The 26,114-nt window shown below is 52.5% G+C and carries 23 protein-coding genes; 5 read left to right on the top strand and 18 right to left on the bottom strand.

Annotation, left to right across the window (positions count from 1 at the left end; all coding sequences use genetic code 11):
• The 5 genes from FUA23_RS23165 to FUA23_RS17985 form a co-directional block, all read right to left on the bottom strand.
• Positions 1-116 (bottom strand): transposase (locus FUA23_RS23165; RefSeq protein ID WP_147932158.1); only part of this gene is annotated, 116 nt, incomplete at its 3' end.
• 85 nt (positions 117-201) lie between these two features.
• Entirely contained in the window at positions 202-1,101 is a 900-nt protein-coding gene (locus FUA23_RS18000; protein WP_147932157.1) for a hypothetical protein, read from the bottom strand.
• A 765-nt stretch (positions 1,102-1,866) separates the two neighbouring features.
• On the bottom strand, positions 1,867-2,127 hold the full coding sequence (locus FUA23_RS17995) for an efflux RND transporter periplasmic adaptor subunit (protein WP_147932156.1): 261 nt from the start codon (positions 2,125-2,127) through the stop codon (positions 1,867-1,869).
• A gap of 555 nt (positions 2,128-2,682) precedes the next feature.
• Positions 2,683-3,825: a DUF4221 family protein gene (locus FUA23_RS17990; RefSeq protein ID WP_147932155.1), complete on the bottom strand. Its 1,143-nt coding sequence runs from the start codon at positions 3,823-3,825 to the stop codon at positions 2,683-2,685.
• Between the two features lie 79 nt (positions 3,826-3,904).
• A complete protein-coding gene (locus tag FUA23_RS17985) occupies positions 3,905-4,084 on the bottom strand; it encodes a hypothetical protein (protein ID WP_147932154.1) in 180 nt (59 codons plus the stop codon).
• 236 nt (positions 4,085-4,320) lie between these two features.
• On the opposite strand from FUA23_RS17985, the gene FUA23_RS17980 reads away from it, so the two are divergent.
• A complete protein-coding gene (locus tag FUA23_RS17980) occupies positions 4,321-7,584 on the top strand; it encodes an efflux RND transporter permease subunit (protein WP_147932153.1) in 3,264 nt (1,087 codons plus the stop codon).
• A gap of 38 nt (positions 7,585-7,622) precedes the next feature.
• Here the strand turns inward: FUA23_RS17980 and FUA23_RS17975 are convergent, their stop codons facing one another.
• Together FUA23_RS17975 and FUA23_RS17970 are read right to left on the bottom strand one after the other, a co-directional pair.
• Complete coding sequence (locus tag FUA23_RS17975; RefSeq protein ID WP_147932152.1) at positions 7,623-8,615, bottom strand: polyprenyl synthetase family protein; 993 nt, start codon at positions 8,613-8,615, stop codon at positions 7,623-7,625.
• 125 nt (positions 8,616-8,740) lie between these two features.
• Positions 8,741-9,196: a hypothetical protein gene (locus FUA23_RS17970; protein ID WP_147932151.1), complete on the bottom strand. Its 456-nt coding sequence runs from the start codon at positions 9,194-9,196 to the stop codon at positions 8,741-8,743.
• 142 nt (positions 9,197-9,338) lie between these two features.
• On the opposite strand from FUA23_RS17970, the gene FUA23_RS17965 reads away from it, so the two are divergent.
• Complete coding sequence (locus FUA23_RS17965) at positions 9,339-10,319, top strand: YpdA family putative bacillithiol disulfide reductase (RefSeq protein ID WP_147932150.1); 981 nt, start codon at positions 9,339-9,341, stop codon at positions 10,317-10,319.
• Between the two features lie 90 nt (positions 10,320-10,409).
• Here FUA23_RS17965 and rpsT read toward each other — a convergent pair whose 3' ends face one another.
• The 3 genes from rpsT to FUA23_RS17950 all read right to left on the bottom strand — a co-directional run bounded on the left by rpsT (position 10,410) and on the right by FUA23_RS17950 (position 12,964).
• Positions 10,410-10,664, bottom strand: a complete 255-nt coding sequence (gene rpsT, locus FUA23_RS17960; protein ID WP_147932149.1) for a 30S ribosomal protein S20 — start codon at positions 10,662-10,664, stop codon at positions 10,410-10,412.
• A 461-nt stretch (positions 10,665-11,125) separates the two neighbouring features.
• Complete coding sequence (locus tag FUA23_RS17955; RefSeq protein WP_187271120.1) at positions 11,126-12,085, bottom strand: electron transfer flavoprotein subunit alpha/FixB family protein; 960 nt, start codon at positions 12,083-12,085, stop codon at positions 11,126-11,128.
• 144 nt (positions 12,086-12,229) lie between these two features.
• Positions 12,230-12,964, bottom strand: a complete 735-nt coding sequence (locus FUA23_RS17950; protein WP_147932147.1) for an electron transfer flavoprotein subunit beta/FixA family protein — start codon at positions 12,962-12,964, stop codon at positions 12,230-12,232.
• A 365-nt stretch (positions 12,965-13,329) separates the two neighbouring features.
• Between FUA23_RS17950 and FUA23_RS17945 the strand changes: the two genes are divergently transcribed.
• Positions 13,330-16,116, top strand: a complete 2,787-nt coding sequence (locus FUA23_RS17945; protein WP_147932146.1) for a 2-oxoglutarate dehydrogenase E1 component — start codon at positions 13,330-13,332, stop codon at positions 16,114-16,116.
• Positions 16,117-16,415: 299 nt separating this feature from the next.
• The gene (locus FUA23_RS17940; RefSeq protein ID WP_147932145.1) at positions 16,416-18,080 is read left to right on the top strand and encodes an amidase; all 1,665 of its coding nucleotides are present in this window, start codon (positions 16,416-16,418) and stop codon (positions 18,078-18,080) included.
• A 7-nt stretch (positions 18,081-18,087) separates the two neighbouring features.
• Here FUA23_RS17940 and FUA23_RS17935 read toward each other — a convergent pair whose 3' ends face one another.
• Positions 18,088-18,591, bottom strand: coding sequence for an OmpH family outer membrane protein (locus FUA23_RS17935; RefSeq protein ID WP_147932144.1), 504 nt, complete (start codon positions 18,589-18,591; stop codon positions 18,088-18,090).
• A 185-nt stretch (positions 18,592-18,776) separates the two neighbouring features.
• Between FUA23_RS17935 and FUA23_RS17930 the strand changes: the two genes are divergently transcribed.
• Positions 18,777-19,544, top strand: a complete 768-nt coding sequence (locus FUA23_RS17930) for a glycoside hydrolase family 73 protein (protein ID WP_147932143.1) — start codon at positions 18,777-18,779, stop codon at positions 19,542-19,544.
• Positions 19,545-19,780: 236 nt separating this feature from the next.
• Here FUA23_RS17930 and FUA23_RS17925 read toward each other — a convergent pair whose 3' ends face one another.
• The 7 genes from FUA23_RS17925 to FUA23_RS17900 all read right to left on the bottom strand — a co-directional run bounded on the left by FUA23_RS17925 (position 19,781) and on the right by FUA23_RS17900 (position 26,051).
• Complete coding sequence (locus tag FUA23_RS17925) at positions 19,781-20,164, bottom strand: hypothetical protein (protein ID WP_147932142.1); 384 nt, start codon at positions 20,162-20,164, stop codon at positions 19,781-19,783.
• The gene (locus FUA23_RS22430; RefSeq protein ID WP_187271119.1) at positions 20,121-20,354 is read right to left on the bottom strand and encodes a hypothetical protein; all 234 of its coding nucleotides are present in this window, start codon (positions 20,352-20,354) and stop codon (positions 20,121-20,123) included. Before FUA23_RS22430 ends, FUA23_RS17925 begins: the two co-directional genes overlap by 44 nt.
• A 331-nt stretch (positions 20,355-20,685) precedes the next feature.
• Positions 20,686-22,083, bottom strand: a complete 1,398-nt coding sequence (gene mnmE, locus FUA23_RS17920; protein ID WP_147932141.1) for a tRNA uridine-5-carboxymethylaminomethyl(34) synthesis GTPase MnmE — start codon at positions 22,081-22,083, stop codon at positions 20,686-20,688.
• A 130-nt stretch (positions 22,084-22,213) separates the two neighbouring features.
• Positions 22,214-23,236, bottom strand: a complete 1,023-nt coding sequence (locus FUA23_RS17915; RefSeq protein ID WP_246144339.1) for a sensor histidine kinase — start codon at positions 23,234-23,236, stop codon at positions 22,214-22,216.
• Positions 23,237-23,639: 403 nt separating this feature from the next.
• Positions 23,640-24,383, bottom strand: a complete 744-nt coding sequence (rnc, locus tag FUA23_RS17910) for a ribonuclease III (protein ID WP_246144337.1) — start codon at positions 24,381-24,383, stop codon at positions 23,640-23,642.
• A 6-nt stretch (positions 24,384-24,389) separates the two neighbouring features.
• A complete protein-coding gene (gene fabF / locus FUA23_RS17905) occupies positions 24,390-25,655 on the bottom strand; it encodes a beta-ketoacyl-ACP synthase II (RefSeq protein ID WP_147932139.1) in 1,266 nt (421 codons plus the stop codon).
• A gap of 156 nt (positions 25,656-25,811) precedes the next feature.
• Entirely contained in the window at positions 25,812-26,051 is a 240-nt protein-coding gene (locus tag FUA23_RS17900) for an acyl carrier protein (protein WP_147932138.1), read from the bottom strand.
• Between the last annotated feature and the right edge of the window lie 63 nt (positions 26,052-26,114).

The following is a 26,114-nucleotide window of genomic DNA, read 5'->3' as shown; positions in this document are numbered from 1 at the left end:
TGAGTACCGGTACGCACCAGCCACAGAATGGCGTCAAGTACATCCCGGAGTTGATGTTTTGTCTTGCGGTTGATTGGTAGATAATCTTTAACTTCGTTCCACTGGCTGTCAGTCAACCGAGTCTACTGCTTGGTCATATTTGTAGTGTTTAGCGACTTACAAGATACGACTGGCAGCCTTTATATCTAAATTTTCATAATTTTAAACACGCTCTAAAAGTGTTTGATAAACAAACTCACCATCCTCTTCAAAAAGTAACGGACCATAAGCCATATTCAAGTTCATATGCTGGATCATCGCCATGGGATCGCTTGAGCCGGTAAACGGTTCGTTGACATGACCAAAAATAGGGGGTTGCTCAATAATTTCAGTTTCATCTTCCTCGAAACTATAAACATAAATGTTTGGAGAAAACTCAAACGTGACAAAAAGCTTACCTTCAAAGTACTTTATATTTTCCTTGTGAAGCCCACCATAAAAAACCCCTCGATGATCATGTGGAATATTCAAATCACGAGAAGTTCTTTTTATTATATCCATTTCGCCCACTGCACTTCCTTCATATACAAAGGGAAAACTAAAAGCGTCAGCACCTTCTCTCACAAGGTTCACATATATTTTCCCTTCATTATAAGGAAACGGATACCCTGGATCCATAGGAATGAAGTAGCCACTAGGAGCCGGAATTTCACTCTCTGAATTCCCAAAAGTAAATTTAGAGAAAGCCTCCCCTGACTTATTAACCCTCACCGCTTCATTAGCACCAAAAATAGCAGCACCATCATTTTCATCTAGCACCGCAAAGCACGGATAGCTCAGACTGAATGGACCATCTGCCTTTGCTTCGTAAACAGTGACAGAATCAGTTTCCAAATTGACCGCCATTGCTTTTCCTTGTTTTGAAACTCTGATATAAAAATTGTTGTCGCCAACTTTTTGCCTAACATGGGACCTACTTGAAAAAATAGGTTTTGATATAGAGAGCAAAACATCTTCAGGGGAATCTATTTCTAAAACAGATATATTCTTAGGCACATCTGATGCATCTTCGCAAGAAATAAAAAGCAACAATGAAATTATTATAAATGGTAGTGATTTCATACAAATCGGAAAAGTGTTGATAAAAAACATAACCCAAGGTAAGTAATATTAATAAAAACTTATCTCAGGTTAAAAAGGTACATTTTCATCTAAAACTACTTTTCCGGATCCTTGCATGTTCCGTCGTCGTAGTCACAGTAAGAGTATTGCGAAGAACAACTCATCCCTATACCACTACATTCAGTCGTAGTGATTAGGTCTCCACCAGAGCACACGGGACAAAACGACATATTGTACCCTGCAAAAGCTGGAACAGAGAAGGTACAAATCGCCACAATGATTACTAGTTTCCTAAGAAAAAGCATAGAATAATAATTAACCCGACAACATCTCATGTCGGCACTGAGCCATCATTTAAAAGGCTTGATGGAGCCTGTTATCAAACCCAAATTACGCGGAGGTTTCCAGAAGTATCCCCAAGTATCCCCAAGTATCCCCAAGTATCCCCAAGTATCCCCAAAATTCGACGGTTTTTAGCTTCCGGCCAATTCTGAACGCTAATTTTTACTGTTCCCCTCGATATTCTTTCGGGGCTTTGATTTTATCAAAACCGCCCTCTTCAACGCCAGGAGGATATCCAAGTTCTCTGTAAATGAGTTTCTGTCAAGGGGCTGTAAGCAAGTATGGAAACTCATAGGGCATGGCATCCATCCATTTGCGTAAGGTTTTTCTGCACACGCCAAATTCTTCGGCAATGTTGGCTCCTGATTTTAAGTACATATGTTTGGTTATTCAGGTGATTCGTTATCTATTACTCTAGTCACATCACTCCTCCACCCGCACCAGCGAGTCATGATCCAACGTAAAGCCCCCACTGACGATAACTTCTTGCCCAGCTTCTACGCCTTCGGTGATCGCCACCAGCTCGTCGTTCTCGAAGCCGACCGTGACGTACTGCCACTTCGCCCGGCTGCTTTCCGCATCGTAGGCGAAGACGAGGGTACGGCCAGAGCGCTCCACCACGGCCGACTTCGGCAGCAGGACGGCCGACGGGGCCAGGGTTTCCAGCGTAACGTTGACGTTCATGCCAGGGTAGAGGCGGGCCTTGCCGTAGTTGCGCGGGCGCGGAGGAGGCTGCCGCTGCTTTTTCGCCACAGCCGGAGCAGAGCAGCAGCAAGGGCAAGAGGCATATCCCCAAAACCGTCGGTAAGCCAACGCCGGAGGCGCGGAATACTTCAAAAAATACCGCGGCTAGGCGATACGGGAAGGATGCGGTGCGTTGCCCTCCGGATGCAAGCCGGGAGCAAGTGCGATAATGGTTGGTCATATGGATCGGTGTACGCTGTCGGTAGAATGGGGCTTGGTGAGCGGGCAACGGCCCGTAATATGGTTCTAAAGCGGTTTCAAAATGTGTTGTGTATAAAAAAACAGCGTACGCCGCAGAGCAGAGGTTGCGGTGTGCAGGAGCAATATAGGGGATTTGGGTGAGTTGCACAAAAAAACAGGCGCGAGGGGGGGCTCGGCCTGTTTTCTTCTTAGCAGAAAAGAATATTTATACAACCGTTCCATTAAGGAAATGGTTATGTCGGAAGAAATAAAAATTGGGGAAAATCCTTATCGAATACTCCTATTCGGGGATCATTACTGGCTTAGATCATAGATATCAAACTCGACTTCGTCTTCTGAACCCGATTTAATCAGGTACTCTGGATGACTTTTGGGTACGTTCAAGCCTTCCTCGCTCACGAACATTCCATATGGATAATAAGTCCTGCTAGGAAAGGTAAATTCTCCAACATATTTTCCGTCCCCCGTACAAGCTATGACTGTAAAGTTATCAGGATATTGGAAAAGCTGCACTGATTTACTCTTACTATACGCATCATCTTCATAAGGTATTACGGCAATCCTATATATCAAATCCCGGTATGGATCAGTTAGTATTGAACTGTATTTTGGCTGAATTACCAAAAAATCTGTTCGGTCATAAACATTATCAAACTCTTCTTGACCTTCGAAGTCTTCCGGAAATAGAGAACTTTTCATTATGACCTTTTCTGAGGTATTATTTTCTACATCTATTTTCCATATAAAATGCTGGGCTACTAGCCCAAAATACAAGTACATACCGTTCCCCGTAAAGGAAAAATCGTCTAATAGATTTTCACTCCAATACTCTGCTGGATATCCAAAATCTACCAAAGAATAAGTCTCGGCGGCCAAATCATAACAACCAATCGGTTTATGCTCTACAGATTGCGGACGAGCACCTCTATACGGTACTCTCTGAGGAAAAAACAGTAGACTGTCTTTGTAAATAAATATATCTTTCTGATTACGATTTCTAAACCCTGTATATTCTGGCGCTTGAACCCCTCCAAAGTCATACTTAAGAGTCTTCAGCAAATCTCCGGAACGGTTTAAGACAGACAAACCACCTATTCCTACTCCGGTAGTTAAAAATATTGAATCTCTTGAATGAACCGACAATGAGTAAGCTGTGCCAACACCAGAAGGTCCATCTTCAACAAGTTCTATTTTTTCGTACCTACCCATTTCGTCGTTTAAGTAGCTAATGTATATTGACTGATTATCAAAATTCAGGCCGTAAATCGCATTTTCCGGTGCTAGGTACTTTGAAGATTTTAGAACATGTTTAGAATCGGGAGGGACAACTATAGAAAAGTGGTCTACTAATCTAGCGTTATAGAGTTGTAACGATTCGTCGCTTGTACAGCTAGACAACATAAAGACAACTACGGTCAGTAAAAGTAAATTATTCATTCTGTCATATAAGTAGTTAGCACCAGATCAGCTACTCTAGCCAACCTGGTGCCACATCAAAAATTAGCGAACTGGTTCACTACTGCTCATTTTTGTCAGGAGTTACAACTGCGCAAGCAGTCGTTCGCCCTTTACAATTGTCATCAATGTCTGTCATATATTCGATCTCACCACCAAAAGACGCAGGAGCAGCAGTGCTCGTAGCTGAGACTGAAAAAATCCCCGCAGAAATGAAAAATAAGAAAAGTAAGCGTTTCATTATAGATGAATTTACTTAGCCATCATTAACCCATTCCGGCACCGGGCATCATTTAAAAGGCTTGATGGAGCCTGTTGTCAGCTTCAAGTTAGAGGAAGTATTTCAGACTCTTCCCCAAACTTCCCCAAACTTCCCCAAACTTCGAGTCGGCATTAGGCAATAGATAGCCACCAACAAAATTACGGCTCTAAATAAAAATAATTTTCGCCAGAAACTTGTAATTTGCCCGTATTAATATGCGCCCCTACCCCACCATACTCCTATTAACCGCTCTGGCCATTGTTGGCTACCTCCTCCTCCCCCGCCTCAGCATCCGCTGGCAGCCGGGCAACGGCGCGGTGAACCTGCGGGTGAGCTATTCCTGGTCGGGCGCAGGGCCGGAGGCCCTGGAGGGACAGGTGACCGCTCCGCTGGAGGCCGCCTTCGCGCTGGTGCGCGACGTGGAGGAGATCACCTCCGTCAGCCGGGCGGGGCGGGGCAGCATCAGCTTGAAGTTGCGGCGGGATGCGGATGGTGACTTCATCCGCTTCAACGTCGCCAGTCAGATTCGGCGCATTTATTCGGGGCTGCCGGACGGCGTCGGCTACCCTACCCTCAGCTACACTTCAGGCAACGACGACAATAAGACCGACCTCCCGGTGATGACCTACACCCTGAGCGGTCCGGCTGACCCCTCCGAGCTTTACCGCTACGCCTCCGAGCAGGTGGTGCCGCGCCTCAGTCTGCTGCGGGGCCTCAACCGGATGGAGGTGGCAGGCGGCAACCGGCCGCACTGGCGCATCAGCCTGAACCCTGAGCGGGTGGCTACGGCCGGGCTTAGTCAGGCGGCCATCACGGCGCACCTGCAAAGCTATTTTCAGCGCAGCGGCCTCGGCTTTCTTTCCGAGCGCAACGAAAAACTCTACGCCTATCTCGACGGCGGCACTCCCCCTTTGGGGGCTGGGGGGCAAAACCTCGACGGCAGCACTTCCCCCTCGGGCGCTGGAGGGCAATGGGCCAACATCCCTCTGCCCGCCACCAGCCAGCGCCAGCTTCGTCTCGGAGACCTCGCCACCATTGAGCGGGTTCCGCTGCCACCAAGGGGCTTCTACCGCATCAACGGGGAGAACAGCATCCGCCTTCTCGCTTACGCCACCGACGATGCCAACCGCATTGCCCTCGCATCCGAACTCGGCACCCGCGTCCGCGCCCTCGAAAACGACCTGCGCGCCGGTTACGCCCTCTCTCTTGAAGACGATGCGACCCGTTTTCTGCGCGACGAGCTGGCCAAAACGCGCAGCCGCACCGCCCTCAGCATGGGCATTCTGCTGCTTTTCGTGCTCATTGCCTACCGCAGCGTGCGCCGCCTTGGCGTGGTTGTTTTCAGCCTCGCCGTCAACCTCGGCCTCGCCTTCCTCTGTTACTGGCTCTTCGGCGTGGAGCTCAACCTCTACGCCTTCGCGGGCATCGCTGTTTCCTTCGGCATCATGATCGACAACATCATCATCGTGCTCGACGGCCTGCGCCGCCCCGGTGGTGCCCTCGGCCCGGCCATCATCGGCGCAACCCTCACCACCCTTGCCGGCCTTTCCGTCATCTGGTTCCTGTCGGACGAACTCCGGACCCAATTGTTTGAACTCGCCCGCGTAATGGCCATCAATCTGGCTACGAGCGTTTTGGTGGCGCTGACGCTGGTGCCGGGTTTGGTTGGAGGAGCAGGGAACAGGGAGCCGGGAGGCTCGAGTCGGGAGTCGGGAGTCGGGAGTCGCTACCGCAAACACCGTTCGCGACGCTACGCTTACTCACCCAAGGCGAAGGAGCGTAGCGAACTGAGTGGTGCTCACGGCAGTGACTCCAAACTCCCGACTCCAGACTCCCGACTACAAACTCTCTACTCCAAACTCCTCTCCTTTCTCCTCAACCACAAAAAAAAGGTCCTCCTGGCCACCATCCTCGCCTTCGGCCTCCCTCTCTGGTGGCTCCCGAATAAAGTAGACGACTTCCCGCTGTACAACAAAACCATTGGCTCCGACTTTTACCGCGACCAGCTCCGACCCCACCTCAATAAATACCTGGGCGGCAGCTTCCGGCTCTTCAGCTACTACGTCTACGAAGGCGGCGGCTACCGCGCGCCGGAAGAAACGCGGCTGTACGTCGGTGCGGCTTTGCCCGACGGCGCTACCCTGGCCCAGCTCAACGAGGTTGTCGGGCAGGTAGAAGCCTATCTGGGGCGCTTTCCAGATAAGATCGAGCGCTTCACCGCCCAGGTGTATTCCGGGCAAAACGCGCGGTTGGAGATCACCTTCCCTCCGCCCTCCCCCTTTGGGGGTCGGGGGGCAAGCGGCTTTCCCTATACACTCAAGAACCGCCTGACGGCCTACGCCAGCAACTTCGGCGGTGTAAAGTGGAACATCTACGGCGTAGGGCAGGGCTTCAGCAACGACTCCGGCGGCCGCCCGGTAAGCTTCAACGTTACGCTCAAGGGATACAACCAGGCGGGGCTGGACGAGCAGTCCGGACACCTGGCGGAGCTCCTACTCAAGCATCCGCGGGTGCAGGAGGTCAACACCGATGCCAACATCAGCTGGTGGGAGAAAGACCGCTACGAGTACCGACTGAACGTCCGTGCGCCCGACCTCGCCCGTCAAGGCCTCTCTCCTTCAGACCTCAGCGCGAGCCTCGCCTGGTTCAACCGCAACGAACAGCCCAACTTTTACCTCAGTGGCGGCGACCCCGTCGCCCTCACCGCCGAAAACCCCAGACGATACGACCGCTGGCGGCTGGAGAACTGGTCCGTTCCCCGTGATTCAATGCAGTTTGATTTCTCCACCGTTGCCAGCCTGGAAAAACGCGTCGCGCCTCAGGCGCTGCATAAGGAAAACCAGCAGTACCTCCGCCTCGTCTCCTTCGAGTACCTCGGCAGCCCGCGCTTCGGCAACAAACACCTTACTGCGTGTCTCGACACCCTGCGCGCGGGCCTTCCACTTGGCTTCACCGTCGAGCGACGGTCTTTTTCCTACGATCAGGAGGCGAAGCAGCTGACTTACCTAATGGGCTTGGCGGTTTTATTGATCTTTTTCATCTGTGCTGTCCTGTTTGAATCGCTCCGGCAGGCGCTTAACATCATATTTTTAATCCCAATTTCATGCATTGGGATATTCATTACCTTTTATTACTTCAATGTCCGGTTAGACCAGGGCGGATACACCAGCTTCCTACTCGTTACCGGCCTGGCGGTCAACGGGTTGATCCTTGTCGTTAATGAATTTAATTACTTACGAAAATGCAATCCGGAATGGATGGAAGCACAGCTTTACGCGACCGCAATCAGGCATAAAATACTACCGATCGTACTTACCGTCATTTCTACCGCAGCCGGTTTAATCCCCTTCCTTCTGGGTGGGCGCAATGAAGTATTCTGGTATGCGCTGGCGGCGGGGACTATCGGCGGGCTGGTATTCTCATTATTGGTCATCCTGCTGATTTCGCCGGTATTCTTTCTGCGGCGGCCACGGGAGTGATTTCCGGGTACTTCAAGGAGATGATGTAACACCTCTCCTTAACTGATTCGTTGCAACAGGCTTTCCGCCAGGGCACGCAGCACTTTTTTCACCTCCGTACTGCCTCCGGCAGCGTCGAGGTGGGCGTAGGCCTTTGCCTGGAACTCGTCTCTCAGCCGCGCCACTTCTTCCGGAATGCCTACTGAGATCATCATTTCCGTAACGCGCGCCACTTTCGGGGTCGGGTCTTCCGGGCTTTCGGAAAACAAACGGTTCAACTCTTCGCGGCCTCCCTCGTCCAGCAGTTCCATGGCTTTGAGAAAGAGGAACGTTTTTTTGTTTCTGATGATGTCGTTGCCCTGCAGCTTTCCGGTGCTTGCGCTGTCGCCGAAGGTATCGAGCAGATCGTCCTGCAGCTGGAAAGCCAGCCCGGTGAGGCGCCCGAAGGCGTAGAGGTGATCGGCATCAGCCTGGCTGGCCCCGGCAGAGAGCGCTCCCATTTCGAGCGCTCCGCCGAGGAGTACCGCTGTTTTGAGCTCGATCATCATGAGGTACTCGGCAATCGTGACGTCGTCGCGGCTTTCGAAATCGACGTCGTATTGCTGTCCTTCGCATACACCGGTTGCCACCCGGTTGAAGGTACACAGCAGCGCGGGCAGAGCTGTTTTATTGGAAACTTCACAGAGGTGCTGGTAGGCCTGAATGAGCATCAGGTCTCCGGAGAGTATTCCGGTGTTGATGTCCCATTTTTCGTGAACAGTCTGTTGCCCGCGCCGAAGCGGGCTGTCGTCCATGATGTCATCGTGCAGGAGGGTGAAGTTGTGGAAGACTTCCACCGCCAGAGCTACGGGCATGCTTTGTTTCAGGTCTTCGTCTCCGAACATTTGGGCTGCCAGCAGAGCAACGACGGGGCGGATACGCTTACCTCCGAGGTCAAGAATGTAATCGATCGGGGCGTACAGGCCACGTGGTTCCTGATCACTGAAGGTTGCTCGGAGTTCCGAAATAAAGCGCTCGCGAAGCTGATTGATTTGGTTGGGCTGGTTGGGCATGGGGCAAAAGTAATCACTCTTACTTAACGATCCCACAAACAAAGCGCGGAGGGCAGAATTCAGAACGTAGTATTCTCCTTAACCGCTGAAGACCGATCAGCCTCCTCACCTTCCCCCTACCCGGGTTAATTACCTGAATCGAGGAAGTAAATTTTTGCTGCTTCTTCGAGTTCGGTGCTCAGGTTACCGTCATACTGAAAGCTGTAGGTCACCCACTTATCGTCCGGCTTATAGAACTGGAAGGTGTACCGGATTGGCTGCCGGTCGAATTTCACCATATAGCTGAGCAAAACGAAGCTGTCCGAAATCTTCTTCTCCACGATCAGTTCGTACCCGTAGTACTTACCGACGTAATCTTCGTTGAGGCCTTCCATTTTGTTCTTAAGCTGCAAAACGGCATCTGTAGCCTTGTTTATCCACTTGCTGGTAGCGTAGAGTTCGTCCAGCGCGGCTGCTGATCCGCTTTCCTCGTAGGTCGCGAAGAACTTCTCCACCAGAAGCTCCGGCTCAGTTTGTGCCGTGGCTTTGTAACAGCCGGCAAAAAGCAGCAGGATAATGGTCAGGGTTTTAAATGTATTCATTGAAAAAAGAAATTGGGGACGGGCGGAATGCATTCAGCCCGGCGAATAAAAATTATGGGTTCGTAACAAATATAATATAACTCACCCCGCACCTGCGTGCGCGCCCCTAAAACATTTTTCGTGCTGATGCGTACCCAAAAGCATGATTTACGACCTAATAATAATCGGCGGAGGCCCCTCCGGTATCAACGTAGCCATCAGTGCCAAAAAAGCCGGCCTGACTCACCTGATCCTCGAAAAAGGGATGGTAGTCAACAGCCTCTTCAATTTCCCGGTAAACATGACGTTCTTCAGCACCTCGCTGAAGCTGGAAATACACGACATCCCCTTCATTAGTCACCGCGACAAGCCAACGCGCGGCGAAGCACTCGAGTATTACCGGCGCCTGGTCGAGAGCCAACAACTCAACATCAGCCTCTACGAAGAAGTGCAGCAGATGTCTCCTGACTGGGAAGGATACGAGATTACCACGAGCAAAGGAACCCACCGTGCCAAAGCCGTTTGTGTTGCCACCGGCTTCTACGATACGCCCCGCTACCTGAACGTACCGGGCGAGGACCTGCCCAAAGTGAAACACTATTACGACGACCCCCACGCCTACATACGCCAGCACGTACTTGTTGTAGGAGCGGCCAACAGTGGCGCCGATGCGGCCCTGGAATGTTACCGCAAAGGAGCCGCCAGCGTAACGATGGCTGTTCGGGGTCCCGAAATTAACCCCAGAGTGAAATACTGGGTCCGCCCCGACATCGACAACCGCATCAAAGAAGGAAGCATCAAGGCTTATTTCAACTCTACCGTAAGCGAAATACGTGCCGATGAAGTAGACCTGATGACGCCAGACGGTCCGGTTACTCTCCCCAACGATTTCGTGCTCGCCATGACCGGCTACACCCCGAATTACAGCTTATTCGAAGCCCTCGGCCTCGAAATCGGCGATGATGAAGCCTGCAAGCCTGTATTCAACCCCGATACCCTGGAAACCTCGCTGCCTGATGTCTACATGGCCGGGGTCGCCTGCGGCGGCCTGGCTACGGCTAAGCTATTCATCGAAAACACCAGAGACCACGGAGACATCATCGTGAACAATATCCTCGCTAAAAAGCACGAAGCCGGTCAATAAACCGACAATAATGAGAACCTCCCGCCACGCAAAAAGCCTCTTCATCCGTAAAGATGAAGAGGCTTTTAATTCGTAAACCCAGGAGAATTCCTAGCCGAGATTCTTAACGTGAAGGGCCAGACCAGACTTCAGGTTAGCAGCCTTGTTTGGGTGAAAGAGGTTGCGCTTAGCAAGACGGTCGATCATGCTGAAAAGAGCCGGAAGCTGCTTCTCGGCCTCGGCCTTATCTTCCATTTCACGTACTTTCTTAAGAGCAGTACGGGTAGATTTCTTGTAGTAACGGTTGTGAAGACGCTTCTTTTCGTCCTGACGAATACGCTTCTTTGCTGACTTATGATGTGCCATTTTCTTCTTTTTTAGAATTCAGGGGTCCGAATCGGTCCGCAAAGGTACGGGTAATCTTTGATTTACGCAATACAAAATAATTTTCTTGCGCTTTCCTTTTACCGAATCACTACTTTTCTTACTAATTCCTTGCTCCTGAGCCAATAAACACCTGGCTTTAAGGAGCTTACACCCAACAGCAGGTCTCCTCCGGCAACACTACCTTTTAGTGCGACAATTCTTCCTCTGGCAGAGGTCAGCGACCATTCGGCACCGGCGGTAAGACCTGTGACCTTGATAACATCATCGGCCGGGTTGGGCGCAGCACCAAACCAGAAACTATTCTGACCGTCCAAGCTGCCATTGCCTGTTGCAGTAAGCTCGAGCCATTCAGCAATAACGTAAAACGCCCGATCAGCAAGGCTGACCGGGCGTTCACACTTTGTCTTCTGGCAGAACCAGAAGAGAAACAGCGGTTCTGTTTACGCGCTCTTGAACTTCTTAACGGCTTCGGTAAGACGTGGCAGCACTTCGAAGAGGTCACCCACCACACCGTAATCAGCAGCTTTGAAGAAAGGAGCTTCGGGATCTTTATTGATCACTACGATTGTCTTCGAACTGTTCACACCGGCAAGGTGCTGAATAGCTCCGCTAATGCCCGCAGCGATGTAAAGGTTAGGGTGAATAGCTACCCCGGTTTGCCCAACGTGCTCGTGGTGAGGGCGCCAGTCGCTGTCAGCTACCGGACGGCTGCAGGCCGTCGTTGCGCCAAGCGCATCCGCGAGGTCATTGATCACGCCCCAGTTTTCCGGGCCTTTGAGGCCACGGCCACCGGAAACGACGAGCTCTGCCTCAGGCAGAGGCGTTGTTCCTTCAGCCCGCTTAGTGCTTAATACTTTAACTTTCGGAGCGGGCAGCTCTACCGTAAGCGACTCTACACCAACGGCGCTGCCACTCTCTTCTACGGGGATCGAGTTTCCGACCAGGCTTACCACTTTCGTGTCGGTCAGGATTTCAACGTCAGCGAAAGCCTTTCCGGAGAAAACAGCTTTGCGTACGGTAAACTTACCCCCGTCGACAACGGGCACAGCCTTCACGCCCGGCGCAGAACCAGCATCGAGCCGCGCCGCCAGGCGGCCGGTCAGGTTTTTACCGGTACTGTTGTGCGAGAGCACAATCACCTTCGCTCCCAGTTGCTGGGCCGCGCCGGCAATAGCAGCGGTAAACACGCCACTGTCAAAACCCGCCAGCTCAGGAGCTGAAACGTTATAAACTTTTGTTGCGCCAAAACGACCCAGGTCGCCGGCGTCTTCAACGTTGCCCAACGTAAGGGCTACGCAATCGGAACCAAGGGCCGCAGCCGTTTTTGCACCGTATGTTACCACCTCGTGGGCAGCTTTTTTGAACTTTCCGTTTGTTGCTTCTGCAAATACCAATACCATGATTAGTCTTTTAGTCTGTTAGTAATTTAACCTGTTAGTGGTCAGGTTTAAACCATTGAGTAGTCCGCGCCTTGCGGCAGCCATCGCCGGTGGTCCGTAACTCTGGACAGGCCAGATATGCGTGCCCTGCAGCGACCTAACAGACTAGATCACCTTTGCTTCTTCGTGCAGAAGCCGTACCAGTTCGTCCATATTTTCAGGATCGATCAATTTTACGGCCGATTTGGCCGGGGGCAGTTCGTAGCTGGCAACTTCGGTGGTCGAAGGAGCATCGACCGGCTCAACAACGTTGAGCGGCTTGCGCTTCGCCATCATGATTCCGCGCATGTTAGGGATACGTTGCTCGGCCATGCCTTTCGCAGCGCTGATCGCCAGCGGCGTGCTCACTTCAACAACTTCCACGCCACCCTCGATGTCGCGGGTAATTGTAGCAACGTTGCCGTTCATTTCCAGGTGGCTCGCTTCGCCTACGTAAGCAACTCCGAGTAGCTCGGCAACCATAGCTCCGACTTCGGAACCGTTGTAATCGATCGTTTCTTTACCGAAGAATACGATATCGTATCCTTCCGCCTGTGCCGCAATTTGCTTGGCGATGTAAAGGCTGCCGCCTCCTTCGCTGTTTACCCGGATAGCATCATCAGCGCCAATCGCCAAACCTTTCCGGATCACGGAATCGTTATCGGCCGGCCCAACGTTCAGAATTGTGACGGAACCGCCACCAGCTTCTTTCAGCTCCAACGCACGCACCAGGGCGTACCATTCATCGTAGGGGTTCATAATGTACTGAACACCGCCCTTGTCAAGGTCGGTCTTATCAGCAGTCAGCTGAATCTTTGTGGTGGTTTCGGGCGTCTTACTGACGCAAACTAGCATTTTCATAAACTTCGGTTATGTGACTTTAAGGTTCCGTCCTGCTCATCACTCAATCAGTACAAAGTGGCGCAGACGCGGGTGCATTGAAAGAACCCTGCGGGAGCAAAAAAGATTAAATGTTTGCTCGCCGGAGCGCAAATATAGGCCCCTTCGGACGGTCAAAAAAGCCATTCCAGCGAATTTTCGCTGGAAAAGATTGTCAAAAGTCTCACTTTCCGTAAATTTTACCACAAAAAACCACCCGTACCCCAGCTTTTTTGCGGAACTTTGCGGGAATTTATACAGCAGGTTTTCTGCTGCGTATTAAGCAAATAGCTAAGCTACCTGCAAGGGGCAACCATCATCCCTTTGCGCGCCGATCAACTAATACCATGAGCAACTTTTCTCAGCTTTCCAACGCCAATCCGCGGTACATCGAGAACCTATACCAGCAGTTCCTTACCGATCCCGAATCTATAGATCAGAGCTGGAAAGATTTCTTCCTTGGTTTCGATTACGCATCGGCCAACCAGAACGGAAGCTACGAGCCAAACGCCGCAGCCCTGCCAAAAACTGCAGACGGCACAACCGATTGGGGGCACGTTCGTAAAGAGCTAAGCGTTTTCGCGCTCATCAAAGCCTACCGCGTTCGTGGACACATGGACGCTGCCATCGACCCCATCAATGAATTTGATGATCCTGACGCAGTTCTGGATCTCACCCGCTTTGAGCTGGCCGAGAGCGACCTCGACGTGGTCTTCCACGCTGCCGAGCAACTCTTCCTCCCACCCAGCACCCTGCGGGAGATCATCGCTCACCTCGATAAAGTATACCTGGGCGCTCTCGGTGTCGAGTTCGACCATATTTTCCTCCGCGAAAAGCGCCGTTGGCTGCGTACCCGCATCGAAAAACACGAGCCGGAGAACGCCTTCAGCCTCAGCAAAACCGACAAAGAACACATTCTCTCCCGACTCAACGACGCCGTAGGCTTCGAGGACTTCCTGAAGGTAAAGTACCCGGCACAGAAGCGATTCGGCCTCGAAGGAGGAGAGGCGGCAATCGTTGGTCTCGACGGCATCATCAACCAGGCTGCCGTTGAAGGCGTCGAAGAAGTAGTGATCGGCATGGCCCACCGTGGCCGGCTCAACGTCCTTGCCAACATCATGGGCAAAAGCTACGAAAGCATCTTCCAGGAGTTCGAGGGCGTCGTTCCCGATAAGGTAAAAGGAGACGGTGACGTAAAGTACCACATGGGCTTCAGCAGCATCATGAAGACTACCTCAGATAAAGAGGTTCACGTAAAACTCGCTCCCAACCCAAGTCACCTCGAAGCAGTAGGCCCCGTAGTGGAAGGCTTCGCCCGCGCGAAGGCAGATATGCTCTACGGCAACGACTACGATAAGATTCTCCCCATCCTCATCCACGGTGATGCTGCGGTGGCAGGGCAAGGCGTCGTTTTCGAAACCGCTCAGATGAGTGAGCTCGATGCGTACACCACCGGAGGTACCATCCACTACGTAATCAACAACCAGATCGGCTTCACCACCGATCAGGATGATGCCCGGACGAGCATCTACTGTACCGGCGTTGCGTCGGTTACCCAGTCGCCCGTTTTCCACGTCAACGGAGATGACCCCGAAGCCGTGCTCTATGTCTCCCGCCTGGCCGTTGAATACCGCAACAAGTTCAACTCCGACGTTTACATCGACATGCTTTGTTACCGTAAGCACGGCCACAACGAAGGTGACGACCCCGGCTACACCCAGCCAGGGATGTACGAAAAAGTAAAAAAGCACCCTGATGTCCGCAAACTCTACATCGCTCAACTCGTAGAGCGCGGAGACATCGCTGAAAAAGAAGCCAAAAAGCTGGGTAAAGAATTTAAGGACCGTCTGCAAGACATTCACACCAGCGTAAAGAGCAAAGACATCCCTTACCGCTACCAGCCGCCGGAAGAAGCATGGCGCGCACTGGAGAGCGACCACTGGGAAATGAAATTCTTCGAGCAATCTCCTGAAACAGGAGTAGCGCTTGACAAGGTGAAGTCGATCCTCAGCCACCTGGTCACCCTGCCGGAAGATTTCGCGCCGGTGAAGAAAGTTAACCGCCTCTTTGAAGGTTACCGCAAATCCATCGAAGCGAATAAGCTCGACTGGGCACTGGGAGAACTGACCTCTTATGCAACGCTGCTGATGGACGGTCACAATGTCCGGATGTCCGGTCAGGATGTTCGCCGTGGCACTTTCAGCCACCGGCACGCTGTACTGACCAGTGCCGACGGTAACCAGAAGCTCAACCGTCTCGACGGCCTGAGCGACGACCAGGGCAAGCTACTCATCTTCAACTCCCTGCTCTCAGAATTTGCGGTACTCGGTTTCGAGTACGGCTACGCTACCGCCAGCCCGGACAACCTCGTTATCTGGGAAGCTCAGTTTGGTGATTTCGCCAACGGCGCCATGACCATCTTCGATCAGTTCATCTCCAGCGGAGAGTCGAAGTGGTCACGGATGAACGGCCTGGCTGTCCTCCTGCCCCACGGCTACGAAGGCCAGGGCCCCGAGCACTCCAGCGCCCGCCTCGAGCGCTTCCTTCAACTCTGTGCCGAGTTCAACATGATCGTTACCAACGTAACGATGCCAGCAAACTTCTTCCACCTGATGCGCCGTCAGCTTGCCTGGGACTTCCGCAAGCCGCTCATCAACATGGCCCCGAAATCAGGCCTGCGCCACGCAATGGCGGTCAGCCCGGTCGAAGACTTTGGCCCCGGTACCCGCTTCCAGGAAATCCTCGACGACCCGACCGTTACCAAAACCGGCAACAAAAAGGTCAAGCGCCTGCTCCTCTGCACAGGTAAGGTCTACTTCGACCTGGCTCAGTACAAAGAACAGAACCAGCGCGACGACGTGGCGATTGTGAGGCTAGAGCAACTCTTCCCGCTACCGACCAAACAGATGCAAGCCATCCTGAAACGTTACAAAGGCGCTGAAGTGATGTGGGTTCAGGAAGAAAGCCGCAACGCAGGTGCGTGGTCTTACATCAGCGAGCACATGCTGTACAACGAGGCATTTGGCATTAAGCTTGCTTACGTTGGCCGCCCTGGTACCGCATCTCCCGCAACCGGCTACAAGAAAGTACACGTTAAAGAGCAGACAGCTCTGGTAGAAAAAGCCTTCGCTTAGTTCTTCTGAGTTGTTTCCGGGGGCTCACCAACGGTGAGCGGGTCCCGATCATCAGGCGTTCAGTATTCAACATTTAAGCATTCACTCAGCACTACGTGCTGCCCGGATGTTTAAATATGGATGCTGAACGCTTTTTTATTGTCGTCACCGGAGCGCCAATCCCGGTTTAGCGTAAAAGCAAGCGGAGTTGCCTGCTCAACACCTACGTGTGTGTCACGAGATGCACACAATATCTCCTTGCCTCCGCCATGCGTACCGGCAGGTTCGTATCTTCACCTCCCCCCTAACTCAGTATCAGCATGAATATCCCAAAGCCACTACTGCTTACCGGCATCGCCCTGCTCATCTTCGCCTTCGGCATGGCCATCAACGAAGCCCTCACGAAAAGCGACGTAGAGACCGCTGCCAAAGTCCTCGGCATCGATTTTCTGGACGACGACGAGATCGAGCTCGCACTACCCGGCCTTGAGCGGCAACGCGAAACACTGCAGGAGTTGGGCCAAACCCCGCTGAACAACGGCCTGTCCCCTACCCTGATCTTCAACCCGGTACTGCGGGCGGAGCAGCTTCCTGCTTCAAAAACCGTCTCTGCACCTGCGGCCCCGCCTCCTCTCTCTTCGCCACTTTGCGCCGACGGAGGTTGGCTGAAATGGATGACCGTTGCGCGCCTGGGCCACCTCATCAGAGACCGCAAAGCGAGCTGCCGGGAAGTAACCGAAGCTTTCATAAAACGGCTGAAGCTGAAAGCACCGGAACTGCACTGCGTGATCACCCTGACCGAAGAACGCGCACTGGCCCGGGCCGACGCTCTGGACGCCGAACTCGCCGCGGGGAAATACCGTGGCCCGCTGCACGGCATTCCCTACGGTGCAAAAGACCTGCTTGCCGCTAAAGGTTACCCTACTACCTGGGGCGCAGCCCCCTACAAAGACCAAACTATTGATGTGGACGCGTCGGTCATCGAGCAACTCGACGATGCCGGTGCCATCCTGATCGCAAAACTCAGCATGGGCGCCCTGGCCTGGGGAGATGTCTGGTACGGCGAGATGACCCGCAACCCCTGGGATACGGAAAAGGGTAGTTCGGGTTCGAGCGCCGGCTCCGCAAGCGCCGTTGCGGCTGGCCTTGTTCCCTTCGCCATCGGCACCGAAACGCTGGGCAGCATCGTGAGCCCGAGCACCGTTTGTGGCACCACCGGTCTGCGCCCGACCTTCGGGCGGGTAAGCCGCCACGGAGCGATGGCCCTGAGCTGGAGTATGGATAAAATTGGCCCAATTACCCGCTCTGCAGCCGATGCCGGACTGGTGCTCGCGGCCATTGCCAACTACGACCCGCGCGATGCGCACGCCATTGAAGCGGGTTTTCAGTACGAATGGCCAACTACCCGTGTGAAAGCAGGAACCCGCCTGGGATATTATAAATCGAGAATGGAGCGGGATTACCCGTTCCGCAGTCAGGACTCCACCGCCCTGGAGGTGCTCAAAGAACTGGGCTACGAATTGGTGCCGATCGAATTGCCGGAGGAACCTAACATCGGTTTTATGCTCAACGTCGAAGCAGCGGCCGCCTTTGAATCTCTGACCCGCAGTAACAAAGACGACGAACTGACACGGCAAATAGCCAACGCATGGCCCAACGCTTTCCGGACCGCGCACTTCGTGCCCGCCGTCGCCTACGTACAGGCCAGCCGGCTGCGCCGCCAACTCATGGAAGATGTAGACAAAGCGTTCGCCGAAGCTGATGTAGACGCCTACGTAAACCCGAGCTGGCACTCCAACAGTCTGTTCATTACCAATATGACCGGGCACCCGAGCATCACGGTACCCAACGGGATGAACGAAGAAGGAACGCCCACCAGCATCACCTTTACGGGAAAGCTCTTCGGTGAGCAGTCCCTCGTGAATATTGCAGCTGCCTACCAGGCAGCTACCCAGTGGGACGATTTACACCCGGAAGGTTTTTAAACCGGTGTTACTCGATACCGAGGCGCTCTTTAACCGCAGGCAAAAGATCGGTAGTATCTTCAGCAAATAGTATTGAACCGAAGATCGAAGAATCAAAGACCAGTTCGTAGCCCAGTTCCTCGGCGATTGTGTTTACTACATCCTTGGCGCTCTGAATGATCGGGCCAAGCAACTCCTGGCGCTTGATCTCTACGTTACGGCCCATTTGCTGCTCAAATTTCTGGATAGCAACCTGGTCTTTTTCGAGCTTGGCCTGAATGGTCTGCAACTCCTTTGGTGTGATATCGTTCACCTTCGCTTCCGTTTCGGCGTATTCCTTCTTGAAGTCTGCCACCATCTTTTCTCCTATAGCAATTTGCTCTTTTTCGTAAGTCTGAAGCTCGGCTTCGGCAGTAGCAACCTCAGGCATCAGACTGAGAAGATTCCCGAAGTTAACGTGTCCGTATTTCTGAGCAAAAGCAGAAGAGATGGAAAAGGCAGTAAGCAGGAAAACAAAAAAAAGCTTTTTCATAAAACAGGGGAATTGTAAGACCGCAAAGTTAACCAGCAGGCCCGGACAGGCCTCTTAAGAAAGGGTTAAGGCTTGCGTAAACGACGAATCAAATTCAAACAAAACGAATTAAAATTAACAAACAAATCTTGTTTTGTTGCAAACTTAAAGCAAAGTGTATACCTTGCGCTCACAATTAAAACAAAATGAAACAAGCGCAACTCCCCATACCCACCGGCTGGAAGCTTCTTTTGAACGAACTCTATCAGCGGGTACATAAACAGGTCACCAGCCCCTGGACAAAACTTGTAGTTTTGGCTTGTCTCACCCTTTTGTTTACCCAACGAGAGTTCAGTTTCAATGTGTCCATCGGGGGTGGAGACGGATGGCTATCGGTAAAAGAGACTTCAGTATTCAATAATTCAGCGGGCGGCCCAACGATTTCGGGCGGGGCCGCAGGTGCAGAGGCCGTTACTGAAGCAAAGCTGACGGGCTACGTTGCTCCGGCAAAAGAATGGACCGCACGCCAGAAGAAACAGCTCGCTTACGTAGATCGCTTTAAGCTCGTTGCGCTCGCCGAGATGGAAACACACGGCATACCCGCCAGTATAACGCTTGCCCAGGGGCTGCTGGAAAGCGGGACCGGGCGGAGCACCCTTGCCCGGAAGAACAACAACCACTTCGGCATCAAATGCTTCAGCAAGAAGTGCCGCAAAGGGCACTGCTCGAACCATTCCGACGATCACCACAAAGACTTCTTCCGCAATTTCGAAACACCCGAAGAGAGCTACCGGGAACACTCTAAGGTACTGATGAAGTCGCGCTACAAAAGCCTCTTCACTCTGGCAAAAACCGACTATAAAAACTGGTCGCACGGCCTGCGGAAAGCAGGCTACGCAACAGACCCCCGCTATGGCGACAAACTCGTCCGGATGATCGAGGACCTGGAGCTGTGGCGTTACGACCGGCTGTAGGACAGCACCGCCGCTGTATCAGACAACAAAAGAGCACAAGAAATAACGACAGGGGGTATTGGCGGCGATCCAATAAAGGTCTCTGAATTCAGAGTAGTAATCCGTTGAGAGCGAGATGAAGACTGAAGACCGGATGTACCGTGAGGACAGCCGCCACCCTGCTCGTTGCAAGCCATTTAGGTTTTGACGTTTTGAGTGTATGCGCCCGTTTCTCCCCGCGGGAGGGACGGGCTTTTTCAACTCCCCAGATCAAGCCAGCCGTTGAGCTTTTTCTTTAATTCCTTTTTGACCACTTCAGAAATCTCTCCCTGGCTATGAGGAATGTACAAATGGGAAGGGATAGACTGGATGGAACTGACATATGCAGCCAAGGGGCGAACGAGTTCAATATCGCGGTTAGCGGCCGGGTCGACAATTACAATGAGGGGGTGATCGTAAGTGATCTGAAATTCGCGCAAAGGCACGACGGTTAAAAAGCTTGTTTCCTGACGGCTCACATAAGTGGCGGAAGTAATACTAATTACAAACTGATCGGGTAGGTTGGATTTAGGTCTGGCTTCATAAATATGAAAGCTCTTAAACGGCAAAGGGGGCATTGGCATGTTGAGTATAAAACGCAAGATAGTCATTGCACGCTTCCAGCGTATCCTGACAGCCAATTACGTACGACTCGTACTCCGCTTCATCCATTCCGTAAGGAATCGTACGCTTGGTGGAAATCCCTGAGGAAATTTGGGGAGCGGCGTGGGCCATGGCTCCTGATGTTCTTTCGCCAGCAAAATACTGGTTGTCGTTAAAATCTGTATTCACGTTATGCAACCTTTAGAAGAGAGACCAATGTAATAAGAGAGTAGTTTCAATTTTCTGGTCAAAGCTCTTAATCCGTTAACATCAAAGATACGATGCCTGTTCTTTCCGACGAAAGCACTGAAAGTAAGTCACTTAGCAGCAACGCAAGGGAGACAATACCCTAACAACACATTTAGGTCCTTTTTCGACACCAATAAGATTACACAATGCCTAAAAATACAAAATCACGCAAAAAGGTTACACAATTTACGAAGCGCCATTTCTCTGAAGAAAAGTTGCAATGTGACGATATTTTTACGGAACGGTAGCATATCAGGCTTAAAACGCATGACTACTTACCTATGCAAAAGTTTGAAAAGATATTTCCGAGCAAATCATCTGTGGTAATTTCTCCGGTAATCTCCCCCAACTCCCGCAGGCTCTGGCGGATGTCCATCGCTACAAAATCCTGGCTGATGCCAACGTTCAAACCATCCAGTACCCGGACCAGTGCTTCGTCGGCGCGGCGGAGCGCATCGTAGTGGCGGGCGTTGGAAAGCACAACCTGCTGTTGGTCTAAACCAGCTGTGCCGCCGGTGGCCGTAGCGAGGAGGCGATCTTGTAAATACCCCAGGTTGGCCCGGTCTTTTGCAACCATCGGGATGAAGTCTTCCTTGTCTACGGCCCACTTCCCGGCGTAGTCGTCCCCAAAGTACTGTTCGTACTTCGTGTATGGGTTGAGGTCCATTTTATTGGCGACAACGATCAGTTGCAGGTCTTCGCGGTACAGGCGGTCAAGATCGCTGGCGAGGGTTTCAGGGTTGGTTTCGACGACGTCGAAAACATAGACGAGCAGCTGGCTCGTCCGCACCCGTTCGATGGCCCGCTCTACGCCGATAGCCTCGATGGTATCGGAGGCTTCGCGAATGCCGGCGGTATCGACGAGGCGGAAGGTAACGCCGCCGATGTTCAGCGTTTCCTCGATGGTATCGCGGGTGGTTCCCGGAATGTGGGATACAATGGCACGCTCCTCGTTGAGGAGGGCGTTGAGGAGCGTAGACTTACCCGCATTCGGCCGGCCGGCGATCACCGTAGTGATGCCCAGCTTGATGGCGTTGCCCAAGCGGAAACTGGTGGTGAGCTGAGTGATCCGGGCACGGATTTTCTCGACGAGGTCGCGGAGTTGGTTGCGGTCGGCAAACTCGACGTCCTCTTCTCCGAAGTCGAGCTCCAGCTCGATGAGGCTGGCGAAGTCGATCAGCTTCTGGCGGAGGTCTTTTATTTCGTTGGAAACGCCACCCCGGAGCTGGTGCAGGGCAATCCGGTGAGCTGCGGCAGACTGGCTGGCGATGAGATCGGCGACGGCTTCCGCCTGGCTGAGGTCGAGCTTTCCGTTCAGGAAAGCGCGTTGGGAGAACTCGCCCGGGGCGGCCATGCGCGCACCAGCGTCTAAACAAAGCTGTACCACCCGACTGAGGATGAAGGGGCTGCCGTGGCAGCTGATCTCGACCGAGTCTTCCCCCGTATAGCTCGCCGGAGCGCGGTAAAGGGTGACGACGACTTCGTCGATCGCCCTACCCTCCTCATCGGTAATGATGCCGAACCATGCTTTTCGGGCCTCACTTTGCACCAGCGTCCGCGCCGGAAAAAAATCATCGACCAGGGCAATACAATCCCTGCCCGACAAACGAACGATTCCGATGGCTCCCTCTCCGGTGGGCGTAGCTATGGCGACGATGGTTTCTTGCATAGCGGCAAAGGTAAGGTTGGGAGACGAGTCTGGAGCCGCTCATTACGCTACGCTTGTTCGCCCAGGGTGAGCAAGCACAGCGCAGCAAACAATACGTGCGGTGGCTCTTCAGACTCCATGATTCCAGATTCTAAACCCTGGGTAGTGTAATCGTAAACGTAGTCCCTTTCCCTACTTCGGAATGGCTGACCGCAATTTTACCGTTATGGTACTCCTGCACGATGCGTTTGACGAGGCTCAGTCCCAGCCCCCAGCCACGCTTTTTGGTCGTAAAGCCCGGGTTAAACACCTTGCGGACGTTCTTCGGCGCAATTCCCTTTCCGGTGTCCGTTATGTCAATATGGATCTTTGTATCCTCCTCTCGAATGCGTCCGGTGAGCTTGCCTTTGCCGTCCATCGCGTCGAGCGCATTGCGGAGCAGGTTCTCGAAAACCCAGTCGAAAAGCAGGGGATTGATTGATACCTGGGCGTTGCCGGCATCAGCGTTGGGAAAATCAAAAGCGACCTTACGGGGCGCTCTCTTTTGCATGTAATCGCGGCATTTATTCAGCTCTGCGTAGATGTTGGCTGGCTCAAGTTCTGGCGTTGCACCGATCTTACTGAACCGATTGGCCACCATACTGAGGCGGTCTACATCGTAAGCCAATTCGTTGGATACTTCCATGATGTCGTCGTCATCGGCGTACATCATTTTCAGGTGCTCGACCCAGCCCATGATGGCACTGATGGGGGTTCCCAATTGGTGCGCGGTTTCTTTGGCGAGGCCGACCCAGACGCGGTTTTGCTCGGCCTTTCTGGTTTGGTTGATGCCGAGAACACCGATGATGACGAATGATGTAATCAGGAACAACTGCACGTAAGGAAAATACCGTAACTGTTGCAACAACCAGCTTTCACCTACATACAACAACTGCGCATCGATTTGGATAGGCTCCACCCCACTTTCAACCCATCGTTCCAGGACGCTTTTAAGATAAAGAGTATCAAGATTACTCTCTCCAAACCCCTGAGCATCGTCTATTTCATTCGTAAAGGAATTCACAAGGAGCCGGGGTACGGTTTCCATATTGGCAAGAATTTCCTGCTCTATGGATACATCGTCCATCACATCCCCATCGTCTTCATTAGGGTCAAAGAACTGCAGTCTCTGCAATACCTGACTGTATAAACTCACATTCTTCTTCTCGATTTCTGCGAGTTTATTGGCCAGAACGTTTGTATACCAAACAGACGCACCTACAACAATTAACCCGGCAATTGCCAGATAAAGGGGCCAACGGGATGAAGAAGGTAAGATGCTCATATGCTGAATCGACTCACAAAGGTAACGTTGCGGCGCGGGGTAAGGTATTTGTTAGGAAGGGAAAAGTAAATGGGCGAGACCGCAGGTGCAAAGCACGTTAGGGTAAAAGTGAGTCGCAGAGTTCCTGCTCTCGTTTCTGATCGCCGAGCCGGGCACGGTACTTCGAATGAACTATGAGTTGCACGGCTTCCTCGGATGAGAAAGCCTGGCACTACGAATGCTGCTTGCGGCCGCAACGCTCCAATCCGCTAACTCACTTCTGGGTAACCGCCATTCCCATCCCCTGGAGCGCCCGCTTAGACGCAATCTGCTCCGCAGATTTTTTATTGTAGTCTTCGCCTACGGCCAGTTTTGCTCCGTCTACCAGGACAGCGACGCGGAAGCGGTCGCGTTTGTCTTGTTTGAAGCGTTTGAGGATTTTGTAATCCACCCGCTGGCCGTTTTTCTGACAGTATTCCAGCAATTGGCTTTTATAATTGTCATCGAAGGTTTCCAAACCTTCCACATCAACGTAATTTTTCAGCATCCGGCGAACGACGAACTTCGTCGTCAGCGCATATCCCTGCTCTACGTAAACTGCACCTACAAGTGCTTCCACAGCATTACCTAGCATGGACTTCGCGATCCGGGTATTGTTGTAGGTGGAGAGGATTTCGTCGAGCCCCATATTAAACCCGATCTCGTTGAGGCTTTTGCGCTTCACGATCTTGGAGCGCATTTTGGTCAGGAAGCCTTCGTCTTCGGTGGGGTACTTCTTGTAGAGGTATTCCGCAACGATTGTCCCGAGCACGGCGTCTCCCAGATATTCGAGGCGCTCGTTACTTTGCCCTCCGTAAGGCGAGCTTTTAGCGCCATCGTTACTGCTTTTGTGATGAAAAGCAAGCTTGAAGATTTTGAGGTAAGCGGGCGTAAAGCCAAGGAGACGTCGTAGCCGACGGACAAAATCCTTCTCCGGGCTGAAGTAAAAATTATAAATTCGTCTGATCGTTTTGATCACCTTGTATTAGGGGTTGTAGCGCTTGAATATTGTGGCCGAATTATGACCTCCGAACCCAAAGGTATTAGAAAGCGCAACATTCACGGGCTTTTCGACCGACTTATTGAAGGTTAAGTCCAGTTTAGGGTCAATTTCGGGGTCGTCCGTGAAGTGATTGATGGTTGGGGGTACGAAATTGTGCTGAATTGCCAGGATACAGGCGACTGATTCTACTGCAGCGGCGGCTCCAAGCAGGTGACCGGTCATCGACTTGGTAGAGCTGATATTGAGGTCGTAGACGTCTTCGCCGAAGGCAAGTTGAATGGCTTTCAGTTCTGCAGTATCTCCAAGCGGAGTGGAGGTACCGTGGGTATTGATGTAGTCTACATCAGAGGCCTTGAGTTCAGCGTACTTCAGGGCATTGATCATCGCCATTTTAGCACCCGCGCCTTCGGGGTGAGGCGCCGAGATGTGGTAGGCATCCGAACTGGCGGCGTAACCTGCTACTTCTGCGAGGATGGTAGCGCCGCGGGCCAGGGCGTGGTCGAGGCTTTCCAGAATAATGATTCCTGCACCTTCACCGAGAACGAATCCGTCGCGTTCGGCGTCGTAAGGGCGGCTGGCTGTTTTGTAGTCGTCGTTGCGGGTACTCAGCGCCTTCATGCTGTTGAAGCCACCGATGCCAACTTTAGTCACTACTGCTTCGGAGCCACCGGTGATCATCAGGTCGGCCCGGCCGAGCCGGATGTCGTCGGCTGCAGCGGCTAAGGCGTGGCCTCCGGATGCGCAGGCACTGACGGTTGCGTAGCTGGGGCCACGCAGGTTATGCTCCATACTGATATGACCAGCCCCCATGTTGGCAATCATCTTTGGAATCATGAAAGGATTGTAGCGCGGTGTACCGCTGCCATCCGCAAAATCCATTATTTCTTTTTCGAGCGTACCAAGGCCGCCAATACCAGAGGCAACGATTGCGCCGGCGCGGTCTGGGTCAAGGTCAAAGATTCTCTCTCCAGCCTCATTATTTATGCCCGCCATTTTCAGCGCTTCATCGGCAGCGTAGAGCGCCATAACGATATAGCGGTCGAGGCGCCGGATGGCGCGTTTATCCAATCTGTCTGTAGGGTCCCAGTTGGTGACTTCACAGGCAAACTGAGTCTTGAATTGTTCAGGATCGAACTGGGTAATGGGCTGTGCACCACTTTTACCACTTTTCAGGCCTTCGAGGTATTCGGGGACGTTGTTCCCGATGGCCGTGAGGGCACCGATACCGGTCACTACTACGCGCTTCATGGGTTAAATCTTTTGGATTGTGAGGGGCAAATATACTTTGCCGCGGGTAAGGGGGGGACTCCGGGAAGAGAGGAGCCCTTCTTAAACAAAAAACCGCCGCCCGTGGCCTGCCGGGGCAGGAACGTCGGGCGGCGGAAAGAAAGTAAATGGGAACAATTACTTTTCCACGCTGCTTTCCAGGTAGGTAACAGCATGGCCGACAGTTTGGATATTCTCCGCCTGCTCGTCCGGAATGCTGATATCGAATTCTTTTTCGAATTCCATGATCAACTCGACAGTGTCAAGACTGTCTGCTCCGAGATCGTTTTGGAAGCTTGCCTCCGAGGTGACTTCAGCTTCGTCTACGCCGAGCTTGTCGACAATGATTTGTATTACTTTTTTCTCAATGCTAGCCATAACTTATTGGCGTTTAATGAACAATTGCGGCGCAAAGAAAACCCTTACGGGCAACTTTAGCAA

The organism is Neolewinella aurantiaca (genome assembly GCF_008014675.1).
Classification (GTDB): domain Bacteria; phylum Bacteroidota; class Bacteroidia; order Chitinophagales; family Saprospiraceae; genus Neolewinella; species Neolewinella aurantiaca.
Note: the sequence above shows the minus strand (reverse complement) of the source record. Positions and strands in the feature narration are given on the sequence as shown.

Excerpts from the sequence above, each read along its gene's own strand:
- FUA23_RS18000 (WP_147932157.1), bottom strand. The coding sequence starts at position 1,101 with ATGAAATCACTACCATTTATAATAATTTCATTGTTGCTTTTTATTTCT.
- FUA23_RS17995 (WP_147932156.1), bottom strand. The coding sequence starts at position 2,127 with ATGAACGTCAACGTTACGCTGGAAACCCTGGCCCCGTCGGCCGTCCTG.
- FUA23_RS17990 (WP_147932155.1), bottom strand. The coding sequence starts at position 3,825 with ATGAATAATTTACTTTTACTGACCGTAGTTGTCTTTATGTTGTCTAGC.
- FUA23_RS17985 (WP_147932154.1), bottom strand. The coding sequence starts at position 4,084 with ATGAAACGCTTACTTTTCTTATTTTTCATTTCTGCGGGGATTTTTTCA.
- FUA23_RS17980 (WP_147932153.1), top strand. The coding sequence starts at position 4,321 with ATGCGCCCCTACCCCACCATACTCCTATTAACCGCTCTGGCCATTGTT.
- FUA23_RS17975 (WP_147932152.1), bottom strand. The coding sequence starts at position 8,615 with ATGCCCAACCAGCCCAACCAAATCAATCAGCTTCGCGAGCGCTTTATT.
- FUA23_RS17970 (WP_147932151.1), bottom strand. The coding sequence starts at position 9,196 with ATGAATACATTTAAAACCCTGACCATTATCCTGCTGCTTTTTGCCGGC.
- FUA23_RS17965 (WP_147932150.1), top strand. The coding sequence starts at position 9,339 with ATGATTTACGACCTAATAATAATCGGCGGAGGCCCCTCCGGTATCAAC.
- rpsT (WP_147932149.1), bottom strand. The coding sequence starts at position 10,664 with ATGGCACATCATAAGTCAGCAAAGAAGCGTATTCGTCAGGACGAAAAG.
- FUA23_RS17955 (WP_187271120.1), bottom strand. The coding sequence starts at position 12,085 with ATGGTATTGGTATTTGCAGAAGCAACAAACGGAAAGTTCAAAAAAGCT.
- FUA23_RS17950 (WP_147932147.1), bottom strand. The coding sequence starts at position 12,964 with ATGAAAATGCTAGTTTGCGTCAGTAAGACGCCCGAAACCACCACAAAG.
- FUA23_RS17945 (WP_147932146.1), top strand. The coding sequence starts at position 13,330 with ATGAGCAACTTTTCTCAGCTTTCCAACGCCAATCCGCGGTACATCGAG.
- FUA23_RS17940 (WP_147932145.1), top strand. The coding sequence starts at position 16,416 with ATGAATATCCCAAAGCCACTACTGCTTACCGGCATCGCCCTGCTCATC.
- FUA23_RS17935 (WP_147932144.1), bottom strand. The coding sequence starts at position 18,591 with ATGAAAAAGCTTTTTTTTGTTTTCCTGCTTACTGCCTTTTCCATCTCT.
- FUA23_RS17930 (WP_147932143.1), top strand. The coding sequence starts at position 18,777 with ATGAAACAAGCGCAACTCCCCATACCCACCGGCTGGAAGCTTCTTTTG.
- mnmE (WP_147932141.1), bottom strand. The coding sequence starts at position 22,083 with ATGCAAGAAACCATCGTCGCCATAGCTACGCCCACCGGAGAGGGAGCC.
- fabF (WP_147932139.1), bottom strand. The coding sequence starts at position 25,655 with ATGAAGCGCGTAGTAGTGACCGGTATCGGTGCCCTCACGGCCATCGGG.
- FUA23_RS17900 (WP_147932138.1), bottom strand. The coding sequence starts at position 26,051 with ATGGCTAGCATTGAGAAAAAAGTAATACAAATCATTGTCGACAAGCTC.